The sequence below is a fragment of the Streptomyces sp. V1I1 genome, assembly GCF_030817355.1.
In the GTDB taxonomy this organism is placed as follows: domain Bacteria; phylum Actinomycetota; class Actinomycetes; order Streptomycetales; family Streptomycetaceae; genus Streptomyces.
In genome coordinates, this window is sequence record NZ_JAUSZH010000001.1 from 3416208 (window position 1) to 3440280 (window position 24073).

At 68.9% G+C, this 24073-nt stretch carries 19 protein-coding genes and 2 pseudogenes; 2 read left to right on the forward strand and 19 right to left on the reverse strand.

Annotated features, from left to right (window positions below):
- Positions 1 to 60 precede the first annotated feature (60 nt).
- From nuoN to QFZ67_RS15985, 14 genes and pseudogenes are all read right to left on the reverse strand, one after another.
- A complete protein-coding gene (gene nuoN / locus QFZ67_RS15920) occupies positions 61 to 1710 on the reverse strand; it encodes an NADH-quinone oxidoreductase subunit NuoN (RefSeq protein WP_307661751.1) in 1650 nt (549 codons plus the stop codon).
- Positions 1707 to 3278: an NADH-quinone oxidoreductase subunit M gene (locus tag QFZ67_RS15925; RefSeq protein ID WP_307661752.1), complete on the reverse strand. Its 1572-nt coding sequence runs from the start codon at positions 3276 to 3278 to the stop codon at positions 1707 to 1709. Before QFZ67_RS15925 ends, nuoN begins: the two co-directional genes overlap by 4 nt.
- Positions 3279 to 3283: 5 nt before the next feature.
- Positions 3284 to 5224: an NADH-quinone oxidoreductase subunit L gene (gene nuoL / locus QFZ67_RS15930; protein WP_307661753.1), complete on the reverse strand. Its 1941-nt coding sequence runs from the start codon at positions 5222 to 5224 to the stop codon at positions 3284 to 3286.
- 14 nt (positions 5225 to 5238) lie between these two features.
- A complete protein-coding gene (gene nuoK, locus QFZ67_RS15935) occupies positions 5239 to 5538 on the reverse strand; it encodes an NADH-quinone oxidoreductase subunit NuoK (protein ID WP_307661754.1) in 300 nt (99 codons plus the stop codon).
- The gene (locus QFZ67_RS15940; protein WP_307661755.1) at positions 5535 to 6410 is read right to left on the reverse strand and encodes an NADH-quinone oxidoreductase subunit J; all 876 of its coding nucleotides are present in this window, start codon (positions 6408 to 6410) and stop codon (positions 5535 to 5537) included. Before QFZ67_RS15940 ends, nuoK begins: the two co-directional genes overlap by 4 nt.
- Positions 6407 to 7024, reverse strand: a complete 618-nt coding sequence (nuoI, locus tag QFZ67_RS15945; RefSeq protein WP_307661756.1) for an NADH-quinone oxidoreductase subunit NuoI — start codon at positions 7022 to 7024, stop codon at positions 6407 to 6409. The genes QFZ67_RS15940 and nuoI overlap by 4 nt, the downstream gene beginning before the upstream one ends.
- Entirely contained in the window at positions 6987 to 8357 is a 1371-nt protein-coding gene (gene nuoH, locus QFZ67_RS15950; protein WP_307665862.1) for an NADH-quinone oxidoreductase subunit NuoH, read from the reverse strand. Before nuoH ends, nuoI begins: the two co-directional genes overlap by 38 nt.
- Positions 8358 to 8419: 62 nt before the next feature.
- Positions 8420 to 10930, reverse strand: a complete 2511-nt coding sequence (locus QFZ67_RS15955; protein WP_307661757.1) for an NADH-quinone oxidoreductase subunit G — start codon at positions 10928 to 10930, stop codon at positions 8420 to 8422.
- A 97-nt stretch (positions 10931 to 11027) separates the two neighbouring features.
- Positions 11028 to 12404, reverse strand: a complete 1377-nt coding sequence (nuoF, locus tag QFZ67_RS15960; RefSeq protein WP_307661758.1) for an NADH-quinone oxidoreductase subunit NuoF — start codon at positions 12402 to 12404, stop codon at positions 11028 to 11030.
- On the reverse strand, positions 12404 to 13219 hold the full coding sequence (nuoE, locus tag QFZ67_RS15965) for an NADH-quinone oxidoreductase subunit NuoE (protein WP_307661759.1): 816 nt from the start codon (positions 13217 to 13219) through the stop codon (positions 12404 to 12406). Before nuoE ends, nuoF begins: the two co-directional genes overlap by 1 nt.
- 35 nt (positions 13220 to 13254) lie before the next feature.
- Positions 13255 to 14577 (reverse strand): NADH-quinone oxidoreductase subunit D, encoded by a 1323-nt coding sequence (locus QFZ67_RS15970; protein ID WP_307661760.1) that lies wholly within the window; start codon positions 14575 to 14577, stop codon positions 13255 to 13257.
- On the reverse strand, positions 14577 to 15311 hold the full coding sequence (locus QFZ67_RS15975; protein WP_307661761.1) for an NADH-quinone oxidoreductase subunit C: 735 nt from the start codon (positions 15309 to 15311) through the stop codon (positions 14577 to 14579). Before QFZ67_RS15975 ends, QFZ67_RS15970 begins: the two co-directional genes overlap by 1 nt.
- Positions 15308 to 15863: pseudogene (locus tag QFZ67_RS15980) on the reverse strand (NADH-quinone oxidoreductase subunit B family protein). The gene QFZ67_RS15975 and the pseudogene QFZ67_RS15980 overlap by 4 nt, the downstream one beginning before the upstream one ends.
- 19 nt (positions 15864 to 15882) lie before the next feature.
- Entirely contained in the window at positions 15883 to 16242 is a 360-nt protein-coding gene (locus QFZ67_RS15985) for an NADH-quinone oxidoreductase subunit A (protein ID WP_307661762.1), read from the reverse strand.
- A 692-nt stretch (positions 16243 to 16934) separates the two neighbouring features.
- Here QFZ67_RS15985 and QFZ67_RS15990 point away from each other — a divergent pair.
- Positions 16935 to 17723, forward strand: a complete 789-nt coding sequence (locus QFZ67_RS15990) for a C40 family peptidase (RefSeq protein WP_307661763.1) — start codon at positions 16935 to 16937, stop codon at positions 17721 to 17723.
- Positions 17724 to 17864: 141 nt separating this feature from the next.
- Here QFZ67_RS15990 and QFZ67_RS15995 read toward each other — a convergent pair whose 3' ends face one another.
- Positions 17865 to 19151 (reverse strand): geranylgeranyl reductase family protein, encoded by a 1287-nt coding sequence (locus tag QFZ67_RS15995; protein ID WP_307661764.1) that lies wholly within the window; start codon positions 19149 to 19151, stop codon positions 17865 to 17867.
- Between the two features lie 99 nt (positions 19152 to 19250).
- On the opposite strand from QFZ67_RS15995, the gene QFZ67_RS16000 reads away from it, so the two are divergent.
- Complete coding sequence (locus QFZ67_RS16000; protein WP_307661765.1) at positions 19251 to 19769, forward strand: GNAT family N-acetyltransferase; 519 nt, start codon at positions 19251 to 19253, stop codon at positions 19767 to 19769.
- Here QFZ67_RS16000 and QFZ67_RS16005 read toward each other — a convergent pair.
- The 4 genes and pseudogenes from QFZ67_RS16005 to QFZ67_RS16015 form a co-directional block, all read right to left on the reverse strand.
- A complete protein-coding gene (locus QFZ67_RS16005; protein ID WP_307661766.1) occupies positions 19756 to 21900 on the reverse strand; it encodes a hypothetical protein in 2145 nt (714 codons plus the stop codon). The two genes, QFZ67_RS16000 and QFZ67_RS16005, sit on opposite strands and share 14 nt — an antisense overlap.
- A 111-nt stretch (positions 21901 to 22011) precedes the next feature.
- Positions 22012 to 22080 (reverse strand): annotated as a pseudogene (locus tag QFZ67_RS39115) (zinc-ribbon domain-containing protein); the annotation flags it as partial.
- Positions 22081 to 22306: 226 nt separating this feature from the next.
- Positions 22307 to 23218 carry a glutaminase gene (locus QFZ67_RS16010; RefSeq protein ID WP_307661767.1) on the reverse strand — a complete coding sequence of 304 codons (912 nt, stop codon included), beginning with the start codon at positions 23216 to 23218 and terminating at the stop codon, positions 22307 to 22309.
- An 11-nt stretch (positions 23219 to 23229) separates the two neighbouring features.
- The gene (locus QFZ67_RS16015) at positions 23230 to 23925 is read right to left on the reverse strand and encodes a demethylmenaquinone methyltransferase (protein WP_307661768.1); all 696 of its coding nucleotides are present in this window, start codon (positions 23923 to 23925) and stop codon (positions 23230 to 23232) included.
- Positions 23926 to 24073 lie beyond the last annotated feature (148 nt).

The window sequence follows — 24073 nt, forward strand, 5'->3', positions numbered from 1 at the left end:
CGGACATGCGTGAGGGCCCGGCACCCCGCTGTGGGGTGCCGGGCCCTCACGCATGCCGGGTCAGCGCACGAACACGCTCGCCTGGCTCGCCAGGTCCAGGAAGTACTGCGGGGCCACGCCCAGCACCAGCGTCACCGCCACACCCACGGCGATCGTGGTCATCGTCAGCGGCGAAGGCACCGCCACCGTGGGGCCCTCCGCCTTCGGCTCGCTGAAGAACATCAGCACGATGACCCGGATGTAGAAGAACGCGGCGATCGCCGACGAGATCACACCGACCACGACCAGCGCGCCCGCGCCGCCCTCCGCCGCCGCCTTGAAGACCGCGAACTTCCCGGAGAAGCCCGACGTCAGCGGAATGCCGGCGAAGGCCAGCAGGAACACCGCGAAGACCGCCGCCACCAGCGGCGAACGCCGCCCGAGCCCCGCCCACTTGGACAGATGCGTCGCCTCGCCGCCCGCGTCGCGCACGAGCGTGACCACGGCGAACGCGCCGATCGTCACAAAGGAGTACGCGGCAAGGTAGAAGAGGACGGACGAGATGCCGTCGGGCGTCGTCGCGATGACACCGGCCAGGATGAATCCGGCGTGCGCGATCGAGGAGTACGCAAGGAGCCGCTTGATGTCGGTCTGCGTGATCGCGACGATCGCACCGCCCAGCATGGTGACGATCGCGATCGCCCACATGACCGGCCGCCAGTCCCAGCGCAGCCCCGGCAGCACGACGTACAGCAGGCGCAGCAGCGCGCCGAACGCGGCCACCTTCGTCGCCGCCGCCATGAAGCCGGTGACCGGAGTCGGCGCGCCCTGGTAGACGTCCGGTGTCCACATGTGGAACGGCACCGCGCCGACCTTGAACAGCAGCCCCATCAGGATCATCGCGCCGCCGATCAGCAGCAGCGCGTCGTTCCCCATGGTGTCGGCGAGCGCCGGGTCGATGGTGCGCACGCTGCCGTCGACGACGTCCGCGATCCTCGCGTACGACACCGAGCCCGCGTACCCGTACAGCAGGGCGATCCCGAACAGCAGGAACGCCGACGAGAAGGCTCCCAGCAGGAAGTACTTCACCGCCGCCTCCTGCGACATCAGCCGCTTGCGGCGGGCGACGGCACACAGGAGATAGAGCGGGAGCGAGAAGACTTCCAGCGCGATGAAGAGCGTCAGGAGATCGTTGGCGGCCGGGAAGACCAGCATGCCGGTGATCGCGAAGAGCACCAGCGGGAAGACCTCGGTGGTGGTGAACCCGGCCTTGACCGCGGCCTTTTCGCTGTCGCTGCCGGGTACGGACGCGGCCTGCGCGGCGAACGAGTCGACGCGGTTGCCGTGCACCTCCGGGTCGAGGCGGCGCTCGGCGAAGGTGAAGACCGCGACCAGCGAGGCCAGCAGGATGGTGCCCTGCAGGAAGAGCGCCGGGCCGTCGACCGCGATCGCGCCCATCGCCGCGATCTTCGCCTTGGTGGTGCCGTATCCGCCGGCCGCGAGAGCGACGACCGCCGCGAAAGCGGCCACGAGGGCGACGACGGTCAGGAACACCTGGACGTGGTAACGGACCTTGCGTGGAACGAATGCCTCCACGAGCACACCCACGATGGCGGCGCCGACGACGATCAGCGCCGGTGCCAGCTGGGCGTACTCGACAGTCGGAGCCGGGATCTTGTCGATCGGCTCGGCTGCCGTTGTCCACAGGCTGTGGACAGCTGTAGCGCTCACTTGGCCGCCTCCACCTCGGGCTTGGGGTCCTTCTTCTGTACGTCGGACATCGTGTGCTCCACCGCCGGGTTGACGATGTCCGTCAGCGGCTTCGGGAAGACGCCGAGGAAGAGCAGCAGCGCGATCAGCGGAGCGACCACGGCCAGCTCACGGACCCTGAGGTCGGGCATCTCCCGCACCTCGGCCTTCACCGGGCCCGTCATCGTCCGCTGGTAGAGGACGAGGGTGTAGAGCGCGGCGAGCACAATGCCGAAGGTGGCGATGATTCCGGCCACCGGATAGCGCGAGTATGTGCCGACCAGGACCAGGAATTCGCTCACGAAGGGCGCGAGACCCGGCAGCGAGAGCGTGGCCAGACCGCCGATCAGGAAGGTGCCGGCGAGTACCGGGGCGACCTTCTGCACCCCGCCGTAGTCCGCGATGAGCCGCGAGCCGCGCCGGGAGATCAGGAACCCGGCCACCAGCATCAGCGCGGCCGTCGAGATCCCGTGGTTGACCATGTAGAGCGTCGCGCCCGACTGCCCCTGGGACGTCATCGCGAAGATGCCCAGGATGATGAAGCCGAAGTGCGAGATCGAGGCGTACGCGACAAGGCGCTTGATGTCGCGCTGGCCGACCGCGAGCAGCGCGCCGTAGACGATGCTGATCAGCGCGAGCACCAGGATCACGGGCGTGGCCCACTTGGAGGCGTCCGGGAAGAGCTGGAGGCAGAAACGCAGCATCGCGAACGTGCCGACCTTGTCGACGACCGCGGTGATCAGCACGGCGACCGGCGCGGTCGCCTCACCCATGGCGTTGGGCAGCCAGGTGTGCAGCGGCCACAGCGGCGCCTTCACCGCGAAGGCGAAGAAGAAGCCGAGGAACAGCAGCCGCTCGGTGTTGGTCGCCATGTCGAGCGTCCCGGACGCGCGCGCCTCGGCGATCTCGTTGAGCGAGAAGCTGCCCGCGACGACGTAGAGCCCGATGACCGCGGCCAGCATGATCAGGCCGCCGACCAGGTTGTAGAGCAGGAACTTCACGGCCGCGTACGAGCGTTGGGCCGCGGCGTTCTCGTCGCTGCCCGCGTGGGCACGGTCCCCGAAGCCGCCGATGAGGAAGTACATCGGGATGAGCATGGCTTCGAACAGGATGTAGAAGAGGAAGACGTCGGTGGCCTCGAAGGAGAGGATCACCATCGCCTCGACGGCGAGGATCAGGGCGAAGAAGCCCTGCGTCGGCCGCCACCGCGACGACTTCGTCTCCAGAGGGTCGGCGTCGTGCCAGCCCGCCAGGATGACGAACGGGATCAGCAGCGCGGTCAGCGCCAGCAGCGCCACCCCGATGCCGTCCACGCCCAGTTCGTACCGGACGCCGAAGTCCTTGATCCAGGCGTGCGACTCGGTCAGCTGATAGCGGTCGCCGCCGGGCTCGAAGCGTACGAGCACGATCGCGGCCAGCACCAGCGTGCCGAGCGAGACCAGCAGCGCCAGCCACTTGGCGGCGGTGCGCCGCGCGGCCGGGACGGCGGCGGTGGCGATCGCGCCGACCGCCGGGAGTGCCGCCGTCACCGTAAGGAGAGGGAACGACATAACAGTTACACCGCCCTCATCAGCAGGGTCGCGGCGATCAGCACCGCCGTACCTCCGAACATCGAGACCGCGTAGGTGCGGGCGTAGCCGTTCTGCAGCTTGCGCAGCCGGCCGGAGAGCCCGCCGAACGAGGCGGCCGTGCCGTTGACCACGCCGTCGACCAGGGTGTGGTCGACGTAAACCAGGGAGCGGGTGAGGTGCTCGCCGCCGCGGACCAGGACCACATGGTTGAAGTCGTCCTGGAGGAGATCGCGGCGGGCGGCCCGGGTGAGCAGACTCCCTCGCGGGGCGACCACGGGAACCGGGCGCCGCCCGTACTGGGCGTAGGCGATGCCCAGGCCGATGACGAGAGCGACGACCGTTGCCGAAGTCACCGCCGTCGCGCTGATGGGCGGATGCCCGTGCTCGAAGTTCGTGACGGGCTTCAGCCAGTTCACGAACGCGTCGTTGAGACTGAACAGGCCTCCGGCGAAGACGGACCCGAAGGCGAGCACCACCATGGGGATGGTCATCGACTTCGGCGACTCGTGCGGATGCGGCATCTCGCCGACGTGCACCTCGATGCCGGGCTCGACGCTCGGCACCGTGTCCGGGTCGGGGGCGGGCTGCCAGCGCTTCTCGCCGAAGAACGTCAGCAGCATCACGCGCGTCATGTAGTACGCGGTGATCGCGGCGCCCAGCAGCGCCGTACAACCGAGGATCCAGCCCTCCGTCCCGCCCTTGGCGAAGGCCGCCTCGATGATCTTGTCCTTGGAGAAGAAGCCGGACAGACCGGGGAAGCCGATGATCGCCAGATAGCCGAGTCCGAAGGTGACGAAGGTGATCGGCATGTACTTCCGCAGGCCGCCGTACTTGCGCATGTCGACCTCGTCGTTCATGCCGTGCATCACCGAGCCCGCGCCGAGGAACAGCCCGGCCTTGAAGAAGCCGTGCGTCACCAGGTGCATGATCGCGAAGGCGTATCCGATCGGGCCGAGGCCGGCCGCGAGGATCATGTAGCCGATCTGCGACATCGTCGAACCGGCCAGCGCCTTCTTGATGTCGTCCTTCGCGCAACCGACGATGGCACCGAAGATCAGCGTCACCGCGCCGACGACCGCGACCGCCAACTGCGCGTCCGGGGCCGCGTTGAAGATCGCCCCGGACCGGGTGATGAGGTAGACGCCCGCGGTCACCATGGTCGCCGCGTGGATCAGGGCCGAGACCGGAGTCGGACCCTCCATCGCGTCCCCGAGCCAGGACTGCAGCGGCACCTGTGCGGACTTGCCGCACGCCGCGAGCAGCAGCATCAGCCCGATGGCCGTCAGCTTGCCCTCGCTCGTCTCACCGGTCGCCTCCAGCACAGGCCCGAAGGCGAACGTCCCGAAGGTGGTGAACATCAGCATGATCGCGATCGACAGACCCATGTCGCCGACGCGGTTGACCAGGAATGCCTTCTTCGCCGCCGTCGCCGCGCTGGGCTTGTGCTGCCAGAAGCCGATCAGCAGGTACGAGGCGAGGCCGACGCCCTCCCAGCCGACGTACAGCAGGAGGTAGTTGTCCGCGAGGACCAGCAGCAGCATCGCCGCGAGGAAGAGGTTCAGATAGCCGAAGAAGCGGCGGCGGCGCGGATCGTGCTCCATGTACCCGATCGAGTACACATGGATCAGCGAGCCGACGCCCGTGATCAGCAGGACGAACGTCATCGACAGCTGGTCGAGCTGGAAGGCCACGTCAGCCTGGAAGCCCTCGACGGGAATCCAGCTGAACAGCCTCTGGGACAGGGCGCGTTCATCCGCCCCCTTGCCCAGCATGTCCACGAACAGCACCGCGCCGACCACGAAGGACGCGGCCGCGAACAGCGTGCCGATCCAGTGGCCGCTGCGGTCGAGCCGCCGCCCGCCGCACAGCAGGACCGCCGCTCCGAGCAAAGGCGCCGCGACAAGCAGCGCAATCAGGTTCTCCACGATTCAGCGACCCCTTACAGCTTCATCAGGCTGGCGTCGTCGACCGAGGCCGAGTGGCGGGAACGGAACAGCGACACGATGATCGCGAGCCCGACCACGACTTCAGCGGCGGCGACGACCATCGTGAAGAAGGCGATGATCTGGCCGTCGAGATTGCCGTGCATACGGGAGAAGGCGACGAACGCGAGGTTGCAGGCGTTGAGCATCAGCTCGATGCACATGAAGAGCACGATCGCGTTCCGCCTGATCAGCACCCCGGCCGCGCCGATGGTGAACAACAGCGCCGCGAGATACAGATAGTTGACGGGATTCACTTCGCGACCTCCTCGTCCTGCGAGTCGTGCGAGTCGTGCGAGTCGTTCCGGTCGCGCGACTCGTGCGACTCGGTCTCACGGCCGAGCCGCTCCTCCGCGCGCTGCTCCAGCACCCGCAGGTCGTTCAGCGCCTCGCTCGACACATCGCGGATCTGGCCGCGCGCCCGCAGCGTCTTGTTGACGGTGAGCTCGGACGGCGTGCCGTCCGGCAGCAGACCGGCGATGTCCACGGCGTTGTGCCGAGCGTAGACACCGGGCGCGGGCAGCGGCGGAAGGTGCTTGCCTTCCCGTACGCGCTGCTCGGCCAGCTCGCGCTGGGTCTTGGCCCGCTCGGTGCGCTCCCGGTGGGTGAGCACCATCGCGCCGACGGCCGCCGTGATCAGCAGCGCGCTGGTGATCTCGAAGGCGAAGACGTACTTGCTGAAGAGGAGTTGGGCCAGGCCCTCGACATTGCCGCCGTGCGCGGTGTTGGCCGCGCCCAGGCCGTTGAACGTCTTCAGCGAGGCATTGCCGATGCCGGCGATCAGCAGCATGCCGAAGCCCAGACCGCAGGCCGCGGCCAGCCAGCGCTGCCCCTTCAGCGTCTCCTTGAGCGAGTCGGCGGCGGTGACGCCGACCAGCATGACGACGAAGAGGAACAGCATCATGATGGCGCCGGTGTAGACGATGATCTGGACGACACCGAGGAAGTACGCGCCGTTGGCGAGGTAGAAGACCGCCAGGACGATCATGGTCCCGGCGAGGCAGAGTGCACTGTGCACGGCCCGCCGCATCAGGATCGTGCCGAGCGCCCCGGCGACGGCGATGGTGCCCAGCACCCAGAACTGGACGGCCTCGCCCACGGAAGTGGTGGAGGCGGCGAGGGTGTTCATACGTCCACCTCCTCGCCCTTCTCCCCCTTGGAGACGGCGACCTGCTGGACCGTGCCGGGAGCGGCCTCGCTGACCAGCCCCCGGTAGTAGTCCTGCTCGTCCATGCCCGGGAAGATCGAGTGCGGGGAGTCGACCATGCCCTCCTCGAGACCGGCGAGCAGCTGCTCCTTCGTATAGATGAGGCTCTCGCGGGAGCTGTCGGCCAGTTCGAACTCGTTCGTCATGGTCAGCGCCCGCGTCGGACAGGCCTCGATGCACAGCCCGCACAGAATGCAGCGGGCGTAGTTGATCTGGTAGACCCGGCCGTACCGCTCACCCGGGGAGTAGCGCTCCTCCTCGGTGTTGTCCGCGCCCTCCACATAGATCGCGTCCGCCGGACAGGCCCACGCGCACAGTTCGCACCCGATGCACTTCTCGAGCCCGTCCGGATGACGGTTGAGCTGGTGCCGGCCGTGGAAGCGCGGCGCCGTGACCTTCTGCTGTTCCGGGTACTGCTCGGTCAGCCGCTTCTTGAACATGGCCTTGAAGGTCACGCCGAAGCCGGCGACCGGATTCTGGAACTTGCCCTCGGATTCCTCAGACACCGTCAGCCTCCTTTCCGTCACTAGGACCATCACTCGCCCCGGGGGTTCGGGGGTCGCCCCCGGAAATGTCGCTGCCGGGGCCACCACTGACAATCAACTCGCGCTCGCGGCGCGGTCGTCGGCGAGGCACCGGCGGCAAGGTCTGCCCCGGCAGCGGCGGTACGGGGAATCCGCCCGCCATCGGGTCGAAGGCGGGCTCCGCCTCCGCGGCCTCCGCCTCCGCCTCCTTCTCCTTCCTGCCGCGGAAGATGTCGGCGACGAAGGAGAGCAGCAGCACCGCGATGACCGCGCCACCGACGTACAGCACGATCTGCTGGAAGTCGTAGTTCTCGTTCCGCAGCGCCCGTACGGTCGCCACCAGCATCAGCCAGACCACCGATACCGGGATAAGCACCTTCCAGCCGAGCTTCATCAGCTGGTCGTAGCGGACGCGGGGCAGCGTGCCGCGCAGCCAGATGAAGAAGAACAGCAGCAGCTGGACCTTGATGACGAACCAGAGCATCGGCCACCAGCCGTGGTTCGCGCCCTCCCAGAACGTCGAGATGGGGTACGGGGCCCGCCAGCCGCCCAGGAAGAGGGTGGCCGAGACGGCGGAGACGGTGACCATGTTGACGTACTCGGCCAGCATGAACATCGCGAACTTGATCGAGCTGTACTCGGTGTTGAAGCCGCCGACCAGGTCGCCCTCGGACTCCGGCATGTCGAACGGAGCACGGTTGGTCTCGCCGACCATCGTGACGACGTAGATGATGAAGGAGACCGGCAGCAGGATGATGAACCAGCGGTCCGCCTGCGCCTCGACGATCGCCGAGGTCGACATCGACCCGGAGTAGAGGAAGACGGAGGCGAAGGCCGCCCCCATCGCGATCTCGTACGAGATCATCTGCGCGCACGACCTCAAGCCGCCCAGCAGCGGATACGTCGATCCCGACGACCAGCCGGCCAGCACGATGCCGTAGATCCCGACCGAGGCGACCGCGAGGATGTAGAGCATCGCGATCGGCAGGTCGGTGAGCTGCATCGAGGTGCGGTGACCGAAGATCGAGACCTCGTTGCCGGCCGGCCCGAAGGGGATCACGGCGATCGCCATGAAGGCCGGAATCGCGGCGATGACCGGCGCGAGGACATAGACGACCTTGTCCGCGCGCTTGACGATCAAGTCTTCCTTCAGCATCAGCTTGATGCCGTCGGCGAGCGACTGGAGCATGCCCCAGGGGCCGTGCCGGTTGGGGCCGATGCGCAGCTGCATCCAGGCGACGACCTTGCGCTCCCACACGATGGAGAAGAGCACGGTGATCATCAGGAAGGCGAAGCAGAACACGGCCTTGATGGCGACGAGCCACCAGGGGTCGCGTCCGAACATCGAAAGGTCCTCAGCCGCGAGCACGCTCCGCTGGGCCTCCGCGATATTTGCGAGGGTCGGGTTCACGCTCGCACCTCCGGTACGTCAGGGGTGGCGGTCTCTGCCGCCGCCGGGCCGATGCGGACCAGCTGCCCGGGGACTGCACCGGTGTCCGAAGTGACGCCGCCGCCGGCCGAGTTCAGCGGGAGCCACACCACCCGGTCGGGCATCTCGCTCACCTGGAGCGGGAACCTGACCGAGCCGGCGGGGCCGGTGACGGCGAGGACGTCGCCGTCCTTCACACCCGTCTCGGCCGCCGTCGCCGCGGAGAGCCGGGCGACCGCCGCGTGGCGGGTGCCCGCCAGCGCCTCGTCGCCCTGCTGGAGCAGGCCCTGGTCGAGCAGCAGCCGGTGGCCGGCGAGGACCGCCTCGCCCTCGCCCGGGCGGGGCAGGGACTGGGCGGACTCATTGGGCTCCGTGGCCCGTGGTCCGTCCCACGTGCCCAGCCGGTCCAGCTCGTTGCGTACGGACTTGAGGTCCGGCAGCCCGAAGCTGACGTCGAGCGCGTCCGCCAGCATGTGCAGCACCCGCGCATCGGCCGGCGCCAGGCGGCGCGTCATGTGCTCGGGCTTCAGCGGGGCCTCGAACAGCCTCGCCCTGCCCTCCCAGTTGAGGAACGTGCCCGGCTTCTCGGCGACGGCCGCGACCGGGAAGACCACGTCCGCCCGCTCGGTGACCTCGCTGGGCCGCAGCTCCAGGGAGACCAGGAAGCCGACCGCGTCGAGTGCCTCACGTGCGCGCTGCGGATCGGGCAGGTCCGCGACCTCGACGCCCGCCACCAGCAGCGCGCCCAGTTCGCCGGTGGCCGCGGCCTCGACGATCTGGCCGGTGTCGCGGCCGTAACGGTGCGGGAGTTCGCGTACGCGCCAGGCCGCCGCGGTCTCCTCGCGGGCCCGTGGGTCGGTGGCCGGGCGGCCACCGGGCAGCAGCGAGGGGATCGCGCCCGCCTCGAGCGCGCCGCGCTCGCCCGCCCTGCGCGGGATCCACACCAGCTGCGCGCCGGTCGCGGTCGCGGCCCGTACCGCGGCGGTCAGTCCGCCGGGCACGGCGGCGAGCCGCTCGCCGACGACGATGACCGCGCCGTCGGAGCGCAGCACCTCGGCCGCCTTCGCGCCGTCGCCGTCCAGGCCCGCGCCGCCGCTCAACGCGTCCAGCCACTCGGTCTCGGTGCCGGGGGCGGCGGGGAGCAGTGTGCCGCCCGCCTTCGTCAGGCCACGGGTGGCGTGTGTGGCCAGCGCGAAGGTGCGCTGGCCGTGCTTGCGGTTGGCCTTGCGAAGCCGCAGGAAGACACCGGGGGCCTCCTCCTCGGACTCGACCCCGACCAGCAGGACCGCCGGGGCCTTCTCCAGGGAGGTGTAGGTGACCCCGCTGCCGTCCACGTCCCGGCCGCGCCCCGCGACGCGGGCGGCCAGGAAGTCGGCCTCCTCGCTGCTGTGCACGCGTGCGCGGAAGTCGACGTCGTTGGTGGCGAGGGCGACCCGGGCGAACTTGGCGTACGCGTACGAGTCCTCGACGGTCAGCCGGCCGCCCACCAGGACACCGGCCCGGCCGCGGGCCGCGCTCAGGCCGCGGGCCGCCGCCTCCAGCGCCTCCGGCCAGCTCGCGGGCTCCAGTTCACCCTGGTCGTTTCGTACGAGAGGAGTCGTGAGCCGGTCGGGCTTCTGCGCGTAACGGAAGCCGAAGCGCCCCTTGTCGCAGATCCACTCCTCGTTGACCTCGGGGTCCTCGGCCGCGAGCCGCCGCATGACCTTGCCGCGGCGGTGGTCCGTACGCGTCGCGCAGCCGCCCGCGCAGTGCTCGCACACCGAAGGCGACGACACCAGGTCGAAGGGGCGGGAGCGGAAGCGGTACGCGGCCGACGTCAGCGCGCCCACCGGGCAGATCTGGATGGTGTTCCCGGAGAAGTACGACTCGAATGGGTCGCCCTCTCCGGTGCCGACCTGCTGGAGCGCACCGCGCTCGAGCAGCTCGATCATCGGGTCGCCCGCGACCTGGTTGGAGAACCGGGTGCACCGGGCGCACAGCACGCACCGCTCGCGGTCGAGCAGCACCTGCGTGGAGATCGGGACGGGCTTCTCGAACGTCCGCTTCTTGCCCTCGAAGCGGGTGTCCGGGTCTCCGACCTGCATCGCCTGGTTCTGCAGGGGGCACTCGCCGCCCTTGTCGCAGACCGGGCAGTCCAGCGGGTGGTTGATGAGGAGCAGCTCCATCACACCGCGCTGGGCCTTCTCGGCGACCGGCGAGGTGAGCTGCGACTTGACGACCATGCCGTCGGTGCAGGTGATGGTGCAGGACGCCATCGGCTTGCGCTGGCCCTCGACCTCGACGATGCACTGGCGGCAGGCGCCGACCGGGTCGAGGAGGGGGTGGTCGCAGAACCGCGGGATCTCGATGCCGAGCATTTCGGCGGCCCGGATGACCAGAGTGCCCTTGGGCACGCTGATCTCGATCCCGTCGATCGTCAGCGACACGAGATCTTCCGGCGGAACGGCCGCGTTGCCGCCTCCGGCGGGGTTGGACGTCGTGACGGTCATGCCCGTACCTCCGCACGAGGTGAGTCGGACTGCGGTGCTTCGCCCGCAGGGCGGTGGGCGGCGAAGCCGCGGCCGGGGCTCGGCGCATACGCCTCAGTCATGCGGTCACCTCCAGGTGCTTGTCGGCCCAGGCGGTCGACCTCGCGGGGTCGAAGGGGCAGCCCTTGCCGGTGATGTGCTGCTCGTACTCCTCGCGGAAGTACTTGAGCGAGGAGAAGATCGGGGACGCGGCGCCGTCGCCCAGTGCGCAGAAGGACTTGCCGTTGATGTTGTCGGCGATGTCGTTCAGCTTGTCGAGGTCGGACATGACGCCCTTGCCGGCCTCGATGTCGCGCAGCAACTGCACCAGCCAGTACGTGCCTTCGCGGCACGGCGTGCACTTGCCGCAGGACTCATGGGCGTAGAACTCGGTCCACCGCGTAACGGCCCGCACCACGCAGGTCGTCTCGTCGAAGCACTGCAGCGCCTTGGTGCCGAGCATCGAACCGGCGGCGCCCACGCCCTCGTAGTCCAGCGGCACATCGAGGTGCTCGTCGGTGAACATCGGGGTCGAGGAGCCGCCCGGAGTCCAGAACTTGAGGCGGTGGCCCTTGCGCATGCCGCCGCTCATGTCGAGCAGCTGGCGCAGTGTGATGCCGAGCGGGGCCTCGTACTGGCCGGGGTTGGTGACATGGCCGCTGAGCGAGTACAGCGTGAAGCCCGGGGACTTCTCGCTGCCCATCGACTTGAACCAGTCCTTGCCGCGATGGAGGATCGCGGGAACGGACGCGATGGACTCGACGTTGTTCACCACAGTGGGGCACGCGTACAGACCGGCGACCGCGGGGAAGGGGGGACGCAGCCGGGGCTGACCGCGACGGCCTTCCAGGGAGTCCAGCAGCGCGGTCTCCTCACCGCAGATGTACGCGCCCGCGCCCGCGTGCACGGTGACTTCGAGGTCGAGTCCGGAGCCCAGGATGTCCTTGCCGAGGAAGCCCGCCTCGTACGCCTCGCGTACGGCTTCGTGCAGCCGCCGCAGTACGGGGACGACTTCACCGCGCAGATAGATGAACGCGTGATTCGACCGGATCGCGTAGGAGGCGATCACGATTCCCTCGATGAGGGAGTGCGGGTTGGCGAACAGGAGCGGGATGTCCTTGCAGGTCCCGGGCTCCGATTCGTCGGCGTTGACAACGAGATAGTGCGGCTTGCCGTCGCCCTGCGGAATGAACTGCCACTTCATTCCGGTGGGGAAGCCCGCGCCGCCGCGGCCGCGCAGTCCGGAGTCCTTGACGTACGCGATGAGGTCGTCCGGCGACATGGCCAGCGCCTTGCGCAGTCCCTCGTACCCCTCGTGCCGCCGGTAGGTGTCCAGCGTCCAGGACTCCGCCTCGTCCCAGAAGGCGGAGAGGACGGGCACGAGAAGCTTCTCGGGACTCGTCTCTCCCCCGGCCTCCGGTCGGGCGGTGCCCCCAAACTCGGTGGACAAGGTCATCACTCCCCCTCCTCGGCTGCGGGTCCGGCCGGGTGGTCAGGGTCGGAGGCCGAGGTCTGCTGCGGTGCGTCGTGCGAGCTGAGGTGCTCGGAACCGGGCTGGGGCGGTGCGTCGTGTGCTGCCTCGCCGCGCGGGGAGACCACTCGCGCCGTCGGACTCTCGCCCTTGGCCAGGCGCAGGCCGATCAGCGAGGCGGGTCCCGCGCCGCCGCTCGCCCCGACCGCGCCCGGGCGCTCGTCGGGGAAGCCCGCGAGGATCCGCGCGGTCTCCTTGTACGTACACAGGGGAGCGCCGCGCGTCGGCTCGACGGGCCGTCCCGCGCGCAGATCGTCGACGAGGCGCTTGGCGGTCTCGGGCGTCTGGTTGTCGAAGAACTCCCAGTTGACCATCACCACAGGGGCGAAGTCGCAGGCCGCGTTGCACTCGATGTGCTCGAGGGTGACCTTGCCGTCCTCGGTCGTCTCGCTGTTGCCGACGCCGAGGTGCTGCTTGAGCTCGTCGAAGATGGCGTCGCCGCCCATCACCGCGCAGAGCGTGTTGGTGCAGACGCCGACCTGGTAGTCGCCGGAGGGCACCCGCCGGTACATCGTGTAGAAGGTGGAGACCGCGGTGACCTCCGCGGTGGTCAGGTCCAGCATCTCGGCGCAGAAGCGGACGCCGGTGCGGGTGACGTACCCCTCCTCGGACTGCACGAGGTGCAGCAGCGGCAGCAGGGCGGACCGGCTGTCGGGGTAGCGGGCGATGAGTTCCCTCGCGTCCGCCTCGAGCCGGGCGCGTACATCGGCCGGGTAGTCGGGGGCGGGGAGCTGGGGCATACCCAGGCTCACCTCTTGATTAGCTGGTGTGGCTGTCACCGGTCGACGCCTCCCATCACGGGGTCGATGGACGCGACGGCGACGATGACGTCGGCGACCTGGCCGCCCTCGCACATCGCCGCCATGGCCTGCAGATTGGTGAAGGACGGGTCGCGGAAGTGGACCCGGTAGGGGCGGGTGCCGCCGTCGGAGACGACATGGACGCCGAGCTCGCCCTTGGGCGACTCGACGGCCGCGTACGCCTGTCCGGGCGGCACCCGGAAGCCCTCGGTCACCAGCTTGAAGTGGTGGATCAGGGCCTCCATCGAGGTGCCCATGATCTTCTTGATGTGGTCGAGGGAGTTGCCGAGACCGTCGGGGCCGAGCGCGAGCTGCGCGGGCCAGGCGATCTTCTTGTCGGCGACCATGACCGGTCCCGGCTCGAGCCGGTCCAGGCACTGCTCGACGATGCGCAGCGACTGCCGCATCTCCTCCAGGCGGATGAGGAAGCGGCCGTACGCGTCGCAGCTGTCGGCGGTCGGGACGTCGAACTCGTACGTCTCGTAGCCGCAGTAGGGGTCGGTCTTGCGCAGATCGTGGGCGAGGCCCGCCGCGCGCAGGATCGGCCCGGTGGCGCCCAGTGCCATGCAGCCGGTCAGATCGAGGTAGCCGACGTCCTGCATACGGGCCTTGAAGATGGGGTTGCCGGTGGCGAGCTTGTCGTACTCCGGCAGGTTCTTGGTCATCTTCTTGACCAACTCGCGCACCGCGTCGACCGCGCCGGGCGGCAGGTCCTGGGCGAGTCCTCCTGGCCGGATGAACGCGTGGTTCATCCGCAGGCCGGTGATCAGTTCGTACAGGTCCAGGATCATTTCGCGGTCCCGGAACCCGTAGATCATGATCGTGGTGGCGCCGAGCTCCATACCGCCGGTGGCGATGGCCACCAGGTGGGAGGAGAGCCGGTTGAGCTCCATCAGCAGGACGCGGATGATGCTGGCCCGGTCCGGGATCTGGTCCGTGATGCCGAGCAGCTTCTCCACGCCCAGGCAGTACGCCGTCTCGTTGTAGAACGAGGTGAGGTAGTCCATGCGCGTGACGAAGGTGGTGCCCTGCGTCCAGGTCCGGAATTCGAGGTTCTTCTCGATGCCGGTGTGGAGGTAGCCGATGCCGCAGCGGGCCTCGGTGACCGTCTCTCCGTCGATCTCCAGGATCAGCCGGAGCACACCGTGCGTGGAGGGGTGCTGCGGGCCCATGTTGACGACGATCCGCTCGTCGTCGGCCTTGGCCGCGGACTGGACGACCTCGTCCCAGTCGCCGCCGGTGACTGTATAGACAGTCCCCTCGGTGGTCTCGCGGGCAGAAGCGTGAGAAGTAGACATCAGCTGTACGACCTCCGCTGGTCCGGAGCCGGGATCTGAGCGCCCTTGTACTCGACGGCGATGCCGCCGAGCGGATAGTCCTTGCGCTGCGGGAAGCCCTGCCAGTCGTCCGGCATCATGATCCGCGTCAGGGCGGGGTGGCCGTCGAAGACGAGCCCGAAGAAGTCGTACGTCTCGCGCTCGTGCCAGTCGTTGGTCGGGTAGACCGCGACCAGCGACGGGACGTGCGGGTCGCTGTCCGGGGCGGAGACCTCGAGGCGGATCAGCCGGCCGTGGGTGATCGAGCGCAGGTGGTAGACGGCGTGCAGCTCGCGGCCCTTGTCCTCGGGAAAGTGGACGCCGCTGACGCCTGTACAGAGCTCGAATCGGAGCGCCGGGTCGTCGCGCAGGGTGCGCGCCACCTTCAGGAGGTGCTCGCGGGCGATGTGGAAGGTGACCTCGCCGCGGTCGACGACCGTCTTCTCGATGGCGTTCTCGGGGACGAGTCCCTGTTCTTCCAGCGCGCCTTCCAGCTCGTCGGCCACCTCGTCGAAGTACCCGCCGTAGGGGCGGCTCGCGGGCCCCGGGAGGCGTACGGAGCGGATGAGCCCGCCGTAGCCGGAGGTGTCGCCACCGTTGTTCGCACCGAACATGCCGCGCTGGACGCGGATCTCCTCGCCGTGCTCACCACGCTGGCCGGGCAGGTTCTGCGCGCCGACTTCCTTGTCGGGGTTCGGCTCACTGGTCTCGCTCACCGGAGCAGCCCCTTCATCTCAATGGTGGGGAGCGCCTTGAGGGCCGCTTCCTCCGCCTCGCGGGCCGCCTCCTCCGCGTTCACGCCGAGCTTGGAGGTCTGGATCTTCTGGTGAAGCTTGAGGATCGCGTCCATCAGCATCTCCGGACGCGGCGGGCAGCCTGGCAAATAGATGTCAACAGGAACAATGTGGTCAACGCCCTGCACAATCGCGTAATTGTTGAACATTCCGCCCGATGATGCGCAAACACCCATGGAAATAACCCACTTGGGGTTGGGCATCTGGTCGTAGACCTGCCGCAGGACGGGCGCCATCTTCTGGCTGACCCGCCCCGCCACGATCATCAGGTCGGCCTGGCGCGGTGAGCCGCGGAAGACCTCCATGCCGAAGCGGGCCAGGTCGTAACGGCCGGCGCCGGTCGTCATCATCTCGATGGCGCAGCAGGCCAGGCCGAAGGTCGCCGGGAAGACGGATGACTTGCGCACCCAGCCCGAGGGCCTGTTCGACGGTGGTCAGCAGGAAACCGCTCGGCAGCTTCTCTTCGATTCCCATTGGTGTGCTCCTCAGCCCCTCAGTCCCATTCCAGGCCGCCCCGCCGCCATACATACGCGTAGGCGACGAAGACGGTGAGCACGAAGAGCAGCATCTCCACGAGCCCGAAAAGCCCCAGGGCGTCGAAGGTGACCGCCCAGGGGTAGAGGAAGACGATCTCGATGTCGAAGACGATGAAGAGCATCGCCGTCAGGTAGTACTTGATGGGAAAGCGGCCGCCTCCGGCCGGCGTCGGAGTCGGCTCGATGCCGCACTCGTACGCCTCCATTTTTGCCCGGTTGTACCGCTTGGGGCCGATAAGCGTGGCCATGACCACGGAGAAGATCGCAAACCCTGCCCCGAGGGCGCCGAGCACAAGGATGGGCGCGTAAGCATTCACCCTCCTCGCTCCTTCCAGTCGTCCTTGACCGTTGGACCGCGCCGGGCATCCGCCTCGCCGCCTCAGCGAAGATCGTGCACATGTGAGGCAGTTCACAAGCCCGACTGCTCCGCATCCTATGCCTGCCGGTCTGTGATCTGCGACACGGGGTGCGACAACGCCTTTGTGATCTCCACCACCCGGCCAACGATCATGAAGTCGGATGAGCGGTGATCTTCATACGCGAAGCGCCCGAGTGGTCACCAGGCGTGACATCCGTGGGCGTTACCGCTGGTCGGAGGGTGTGCGCCCTACCAAGCAGTGGCCCGTACGGGCAAATTGGCGATGGACCTCAACGGGTGATAGTGGACGCCGCCCCACCCGGGCGGGGCCATGGGCGGACCGAAGTGGACAACGTGCCCGCATTCACGAGCCTCCGGCCGCCCGGACGTTGACCTTTCTGTGACCTGCGCCACGCGCTTGTGACTTCAACAAAAGCGGGCTTGGCCAACGGTGTGAAGGGGTGGTAAGCGCCAGGCAATTCGGACCTTTTATGGAAAGCCCATGATCAAAGCCGTGATCACGCATGCCCGTATTGCCCGTTACGGCGTCAATAAGGGTCCAAGGAGAGCGGATTCAGAGATTCCGGTCGTAACTGTGGCGCAACACACGTTTCTTGAAGGAACCGCGCGCCCCTGATAGCGGTTGTACTCATGTCCCACACCGCTCACATACCCAGCCACCGGAAGCCCCGCCGCAGCGCATCGAAACTCGCGCTCCGGGCCGGAGTTGCCGGTGGCGTCCTCAGCACCATGGCAGTGGCCGGAGCTGCCGGGCCGGCGACCGCCGAGCCGGTGACCGAGACCATCGAAATGCCGACGCTCACCTCCGGCGCCCTCTCCGCCGCCGTCTCGCAGTCCGCCGAGGCCACTCAGCAGGTCGCCCTCGACCTCGAGTTGCAGGCCCAGGAGGACGCCGCCGCCGCCAAGGCCGCGAAGTCCGCCAAGCTGGCCCACGCCGAGGCCGAGCGCAAGGCCGAGGCCAAGGAGAAGGCCGAGGCGAAGAAGCGCGCCGCGGCCGAGGCCAAGGAGCGCGCCTCCCGCTCCTCCGAGCGCACCACGCTCTCCGCCCCCACCTCGAACGCCACGGGCTCCGCAGCGACCGTTGTAGCCTTCCTCAAGGCGCAGCTCGGCGACGCCTACGTCATGGGCGCCTCCGGCCCCAACTCCTGGGACTGCTCCAGCCTCGTCCAGGCCGCTTTCCGGACGGTCGGCGTCGACCTCCCGCGCGTCTCGCAGGACCAGTCGGTGGCCGGCACCCAGGTGGGCACCTCCAACCTCCAGGTCGGCGACATCCTCTACTGGGGCGGCGCCGGTTCCGCGTACCACACCGGTGTCTACATCGGCGACGGCAAGTACCTCGACGCCGCCAACCCCGGCAAGGGCGTCGTCATCCAGGACCTGTCGGGCTACCCGGCGAGCGGTGCGGTCCGGGTTCTCTGACGGCACGCACAAGACGAAGGGCCGCGGCTCCCCCGCTCGGGGGTGGAGCCGCGGCCCTTCGTCCGTTCACCGGCCTGTCCGCTTCGGTTACATACAGGTTCTCTCTGCTCACTCGGGGTGAGGGAGAGGCCGAGGCCGGCCTCAGGCCTTCGGGGCCACCTTCGAGAGACCGTTGATGATCCGGTCCATCGCGTCGCCGCCCGTCGGGTCGGTCAGGTTCGCCAGCATCTTCAGCGTGAACTTCATCAGCAGCGGGTGGGTCAGACCGCGCTGCGTCGCGATCTTCATGACCTTCGGGTTGCCGATGAGCTTCACGAACGCCCGGCCGAGGGTGTAGTAGCCGCCGTATGTGTCCTTGAGGACCTTCGGGTAGCGGTGCAGCGCCAGTTCCCGCTGCGCCGGGGTCTGCCGGGCGTGTGCCTGCACGATCACATCGGCGGCGATCTGCCCGGACTCCATGGCGTACGCGATGCCCTCACCGTTGAACGGGTTGACCAGCCCGCCCGCGTCGCCGACCAGCAGCAGGCCCTTGGTGTAGTGCGGCTGGCGGTTGAAGGCCATCGGGAGCGCGGCGCCGCGGATCGGCATCGTCATGTTCTCCTCGGTGTACCCCCAGTCCTCCGGCATCGAGGCGCACCAGGCCTTGAGCACCTCGCGCCAGTCCAGCTCCTTGAAGGAGGCGGAGGTGTTGAGTACGCCGAGGCCGACGTTGGAGGTGCCGTCGCCCATGCCGAAGATCCAGCCGTAGCCGGGCAGCAGCCGGTCCTCGCCCGGGCCGCGGCGGTCCCACAGCTCCAGCCAGGACTCCAGGTAGTCGTCGTCGTGGCGGGGCGAGGTGAAGTACGTCCGTACGGCCACGCCCATCGGCCGGTCCTCACGCCGGTGCAGCCCCATGGCGAGGGAGATCCGCGAGGAGTTGCCGTCGGCGGCGACGACGAGCGGCGCGTGGAAGGTGACGGGGGTCTTCTCCTCGCCCACCTTGGCGTTCACGCCGGTGATACGGCCGGTCCGGTCGTCGATGATCGGAGCCCCGACATTGCACCGCTCGTACAGCCGCGCGCCCGCCTTCTGCGCCTGCCGGGCCAACTGCTCGTCGAAGTCGTCGCGCTTGCGGACGAGTCCGTAGTCCGGGTACGAGGCGAGATCCGGCCAGTCGAGCTGCAGCCGCACCCCGCCGCCGATGATCCGCAGGCCCTTGTTCCGCAGCCAGCCGGCCTCTTCGGAGATGTCGATGCCCATGGCGACCAGCTGCTTGGTGGCGCGGGGCGTAAGGCCGTCGCCACACACCTTCTCGCGCGGGAAGGCGGTCTTCTCGAGGAGCAGGACGTCGAGTCCGGCCTTGGCGAGGTAGTACGCGGTCGTGGAGCCGGCCGGGCCTGCCCCGACGACGATCACATCGGCGGTGTGTTCGGAGAGGGGCTCGGTCACGGCGGGTTCTCCCGAAGACTCGATATTGCGTACCGAATGGCACAGGACATGTGCAGTCTATGGGGGCGTACTGATCCACAAACTGAAGGGTTCCCCCCTATGAGCAGGCCGCTCCCCGCCGTACAACTGCGCGTGCCCACCGACGAGGACGCCCTGGCCTGGCACAGGATCTTCAACGACCCGGACGTCATGGAGTTCCACGGCGGTACGTCGGCCGAGCTTTCGGTCTACGAGGAGCTGACCGCCCGGCAGCGCAGACACGACGCCGAGCGCGGCTTCTGCTTCTGGACCATGCTCGACGAGGACGGCGAAGTCATCGGCTTCGCCGGCGCACAGCCCTGGCCGCACGAGGGCTTCGGCCCGGTCGGCGAGATCGAGATCGGCTGGCGGCTGGCGCGGTCCGCGTGGGGCAAGGGGTACGCGACGGCCGCCGCCCGCACCACGCTGGAGCGGGTACGGGCGGCGGGCGTCGAGCGGGTGGTGGCGATGGTGAACGCCCGCAACGAGCGCTCGATCGCGGTGATCCGGCGGCTGGGGATGGAGCTGGCCGAGACGTTCACGACGCCGGTGTCCCAGCAGAAGGGGTACTGCTTCCGGCTGGAGCTCAGTTCGCTTTGAACGTGTTGATCGCGGTGGAGAACACCACGTCCCTGTTCGCGTCCCAGAGGTCGGCGCGGCCCGCGGCAAGGATCGCGTACTCCGTGCCGTCCGAGGCCACGAACGCCTGGTCGATGACGTGCCGCCGCAGGCCGCTCTCGTCCGGCTCGGGGATGTGGGTGAACTCCCAGAGCGCGCCCGGCCGTCCCTGGTAGGTGTTCTGCGCCAGCCGGCTGCGCTGGTAGTCGGTCTCGGGGGTCTCCTGGTGCTTCTTCTCCAGGCCGAGGAAGTTCTCGTACGAGGACATGGGGGTGTTCTTGACGATCCCGATCTGGATGTACGAACCACCCGTCGGGGCCTCGTAGAAGATCTGGCTGCCCGCCTGCCGGCGCTTCCAGCCGTCCATCACCCCGACGGTGAATCCGGCGGGGTCCTGCTTCAGCACAAAGCCGGCGGGGAGCGCGGCGCCGCCCGGGGATTGGGACTGGGAGGGGTTGGGGGACGGGATGGCGGAGGGGAACACGGGAGGTGAGTCGGAAGCCGAGGCGGCTGGTGAGGCGGACGCCGGCGGGTCCTGCTTGGGGGTGGGCGACTGCGAGGCGGCGGGTGGCTTGTTCTGTGCCTGGCCGGACTCGTCGTTGTTCCTCTCGTTGTTCCTCTTCAGGAGCAGCGCCCCGGCCGTCGCGCCGCCGCCGATGACGAACGCGGCGGTGAGGGTGGCCGTCCAGACAAGGACCTTGCGCTTGCGCTCGGCCGCGGCTGCCGTGGCGGCTGGATCGTGGACAACCCCCGGCGCGGCGGCGAGGTGCACGGCGTGGGGGTCAGCCACATTGTGGGGGTCGGCCACATAGGGAGCGGCAGGAGCCGTGGCAGGAGGCGTGGTGGGAGCCGCCGGAGTCACCGGGGCAGCCATCGGGCCGTACGCCGGAACCGGCGGAACCGGCAGAACTGCCGCTTGCTGCCCCATCATTCGCAGCACGTACGGGCCCAGGAACGTCGCCGCCCCCACCCACAGCAGCCCGAACAGCAGCGCGTCCGGAACGCTCGGCGCGAACTCCGAGGTGCCCTGACCGCCGAAGTCCGCAAGGCCCCCCGCAAGTTCGACCGAGACTCCGCTGACGCCCGTGAACAGCAGGACGAGCCCCAGCGAGAAGCCGCCTGCCAGCAGCTGCTCGCGACGGTCCGCCGAGCGGCGCGCCGCCCAGACGCCGAGCGTGAGCGCGCATACCGCACCGAGGGCGAGCGCCCCGGCGACCGTTCCGCCGCCCCACACATCGTTGATCTCCGGCAGTCCGAAACTGCCGTGCTCCGTGCTGGAGCCGATCGGGCTGAACTGGCCCTGGACGTCGTACTCCACCGGCACGCCCCAGCTCAGCCCGAGCACCGCGAAGCCGATGTTGGGCAGGATCGCCAGCGCGACCAGCAGGGCCGTGCCGTCCACGTCGTCCGCGTTGGCGTACGCGACGAAGCCGACCAGCGAGCAGAGCACCAGCACCGCGCCGAGCGCGCGCACCGCCGTCCCCAGCGCACGTACCGTCGAGCGTGCCGCGGGCCGCTGCGCCAGCCACGCCGCGAGGTCGTCGCGCTGCAGCACCCCGCAGGTCACCGCGAGTGAGATCGCCAGGGCGCCGAGCGCCGCGAGCAGCGGGGACGAGGAGACCGCCACGCCCGCGATCTCGGGCTGGGCGAACAGGCCGAGGACCAGGACCACACCGGTGACCAGCAGCGAGAGCCGTACGGCGGCTTCCAGCCCGGCCCCTCGCGTACGCAGCATCCGTGCGCCCACGTACAGCGCGCCGATCCACAGCAGAGTCACCGTCAGCGGCACCACGGAGAGCGAGGCCGCGCCCATCGCGTCGATGTCCGAGTCGCCGAAGATCCCGCCCGAGGAACCGGAACTGGAGCCGGAACCGGAGCCGGAGCCCGAATCCGGGCCGAACGGTGACGAGCCGCCCGCCGCCTTCACCTCGAAGCCGCCGCCGAACCCTTGCAGCAGCATCGCGAGCGCGATCCGCAGCCGGTCGCTCCAGCCGACGACGACCTCGTCGTCCTGGCCGTAGGACGGGATGGCGAGAACCACCGCCAGCGCCAACAGCAGTCCGGCCGGCCAGGCCGCGGCCTTCGCAGCTGCCGGCCAGTCGCCGCGGAACACACGCCCGAAGAACGCCCCGACGGGGGAAGGTTGGGCGGGCTGCCCAACCGCGAGAGCGGGCGGAGCCGGAGGCATCGCGGGCGGGGCCGAAGCCTCGGGCAACCTCTCCCGTCCGCACTTCATGCAGAAGCGAGCCTCATCCGGAGATGGATTGCCGCAGTGCGGGCAGAACGACGCCATGGGGGAGACTCCGAGGTGACAGGTGGGGACGGGCGGGGAGATAAGAACGTCGTAAACAACTGACTCAACTTCCCCGCCTGCCGGTTCCCGTCAACATCCGGCTGGGTTGCGCCAATTCACGCCAGATTCAAGGCAGTTCTCGGCTGCTGACGGCTGCTGACGACTGCTCACGGCTGTTCACGGCTGTTCACGGCTGTTCACGGCTGTTCACGGCAGCAGTCTCGGGCTAGAACACCGAAAGCCCGGTCAGCGTCGTGAACCGGTCCAACGCCGCGACCCCCGCCACCGAGTTGCCGCGCGCGTCCAGGCCCGGGCTCCAGACGCACAAGGTGCAGCGCCCCGGCACCACCGCGACGATCCCGCCGCCCACGCCGCTCTTGCCCGGCAGTCCGACCCGGTAGGCGAAGTCGCCGGCCGCGTCGTACGTACCGCAGGTCAGCATCACGGCGTTCATCTGCTTGGCCTCGCTGCGGGTCAGCAGGCGGGAGTCGTCGGCGCGCAGCCCGTGGCGGGCCAGGAAGCGGGCCGCCAGGGTCAGATCGGCGCAGCTCATCTCGATCGAGCACTGCCAGAAGTAGTGGTCGAGGAGGGTCGGTACGGGGTTGACGATATTGCCGTACGAGGCCATGAAGTGGGCCAGCGCGGCATTGCGGTCGCCGTACGCGGACTCCGACTCGGCGACATCCGGGTCGAAACCCAGGTGCGGGTTGCCGCTCTCCTGCCGCAGGAATTCCAGCAGTTCGCTGCTCGCGTCGCCGGTCAGAGTCTGCAGGATGTCGGTGACGACGAGCGCGCCCGCGTTGATGAAGGGATTGCGCGGAATCCCGTTCTCGTACTCCAGCTGCACCAGCGAGTTGAAGGGGTTGCCGGACGGCTCACGGCCGACGCGCTCCCAGAGGCCGGCGTCGCCGTGGGTCATGGCCAGCGCGAGGGAGAAGACCTTGGTGATCGACTGGGTGGAGAAGGGGTGCTGCCAGTCGCCCACTCCGTACACCTTGCCGTCCACGTCCGCGATGGCCATGCCGAAGCGGCGCGGGTCGACGGCGGCGAGTGCCGGGATGTACTCGGCGGGCCTGCCGCTGCCGATCTGCGGTGCGATGTCTGCCGCGATCCGTTCCAGGACCGCCTGGTAGTCCATGGCGGCGCGGGTTACTGCGGCTTGGTGCCGCGGTGCAGCGCCACGATCCCGCCGGACAGATTCCGCCACGCGACCTTGGACCAGCCTGCCTGCTGGAGCCGCTGCGCCAGCCCCGCCTGGTCGGGCCAGGCGCGGATCGACTCGGCGAGATAGACGTACGCGTCCGGGTTCGAGGAGACCGCCCGCGCCACCGGCGGCAGCGCCCGCATCAGATACTCGGTGTAGACCGTACGGAACGGCGCCCAGGTCGGCTGCGAGAACTCGCAGATCACGACCCGCCCGCCCGGCTTCGTCACCCGGTACAGCTCGCGCAGCGCCGCGTCCGTGTCCTGCACATTGCGCAGCCCGAACGAGATCGTCACGGCGTCGAAGACACCGTCGCGGAACGGCAGCTTCGTCGCGTCGCCCGCGGTGAGCGGCAGCCACGGGTTGCGCTTCTTGCCCTCGCGCAGCATGCCGAGGGAGAAGTCGCAGGGGACGACATACGCGCCGGTGGCGGTGAACGGAAGCGAGGACGTGCCCGTGCCCGCGGCCAGGTCCAGGACCTTCTGCGCCGGGCGGGCGTCCACCGCCTTCGCGACCTCCTTGCGCCACCGCCGGTCCTGGCCGAGCGAGAGCACATCGTTGGTGAGGTCATAGTTCGCCGCCACGTCGTCGAACATCGAGGCGACTTCGTGCGGCTGCTTGTCCAGGGTTGCTCGGGTCACGCACCCATTCAAGCAGCACGTTCAAACAGCACGCCGCCCGGCAGGGCTCACCGGAACCGGGGCCGGCTCCCGCCACCTCTCTGCGACCTCCTGATGGCGTACGCGAAGAGCCCGAGGCCGGCCAAGATGATCGCGCCGAACACGGTCA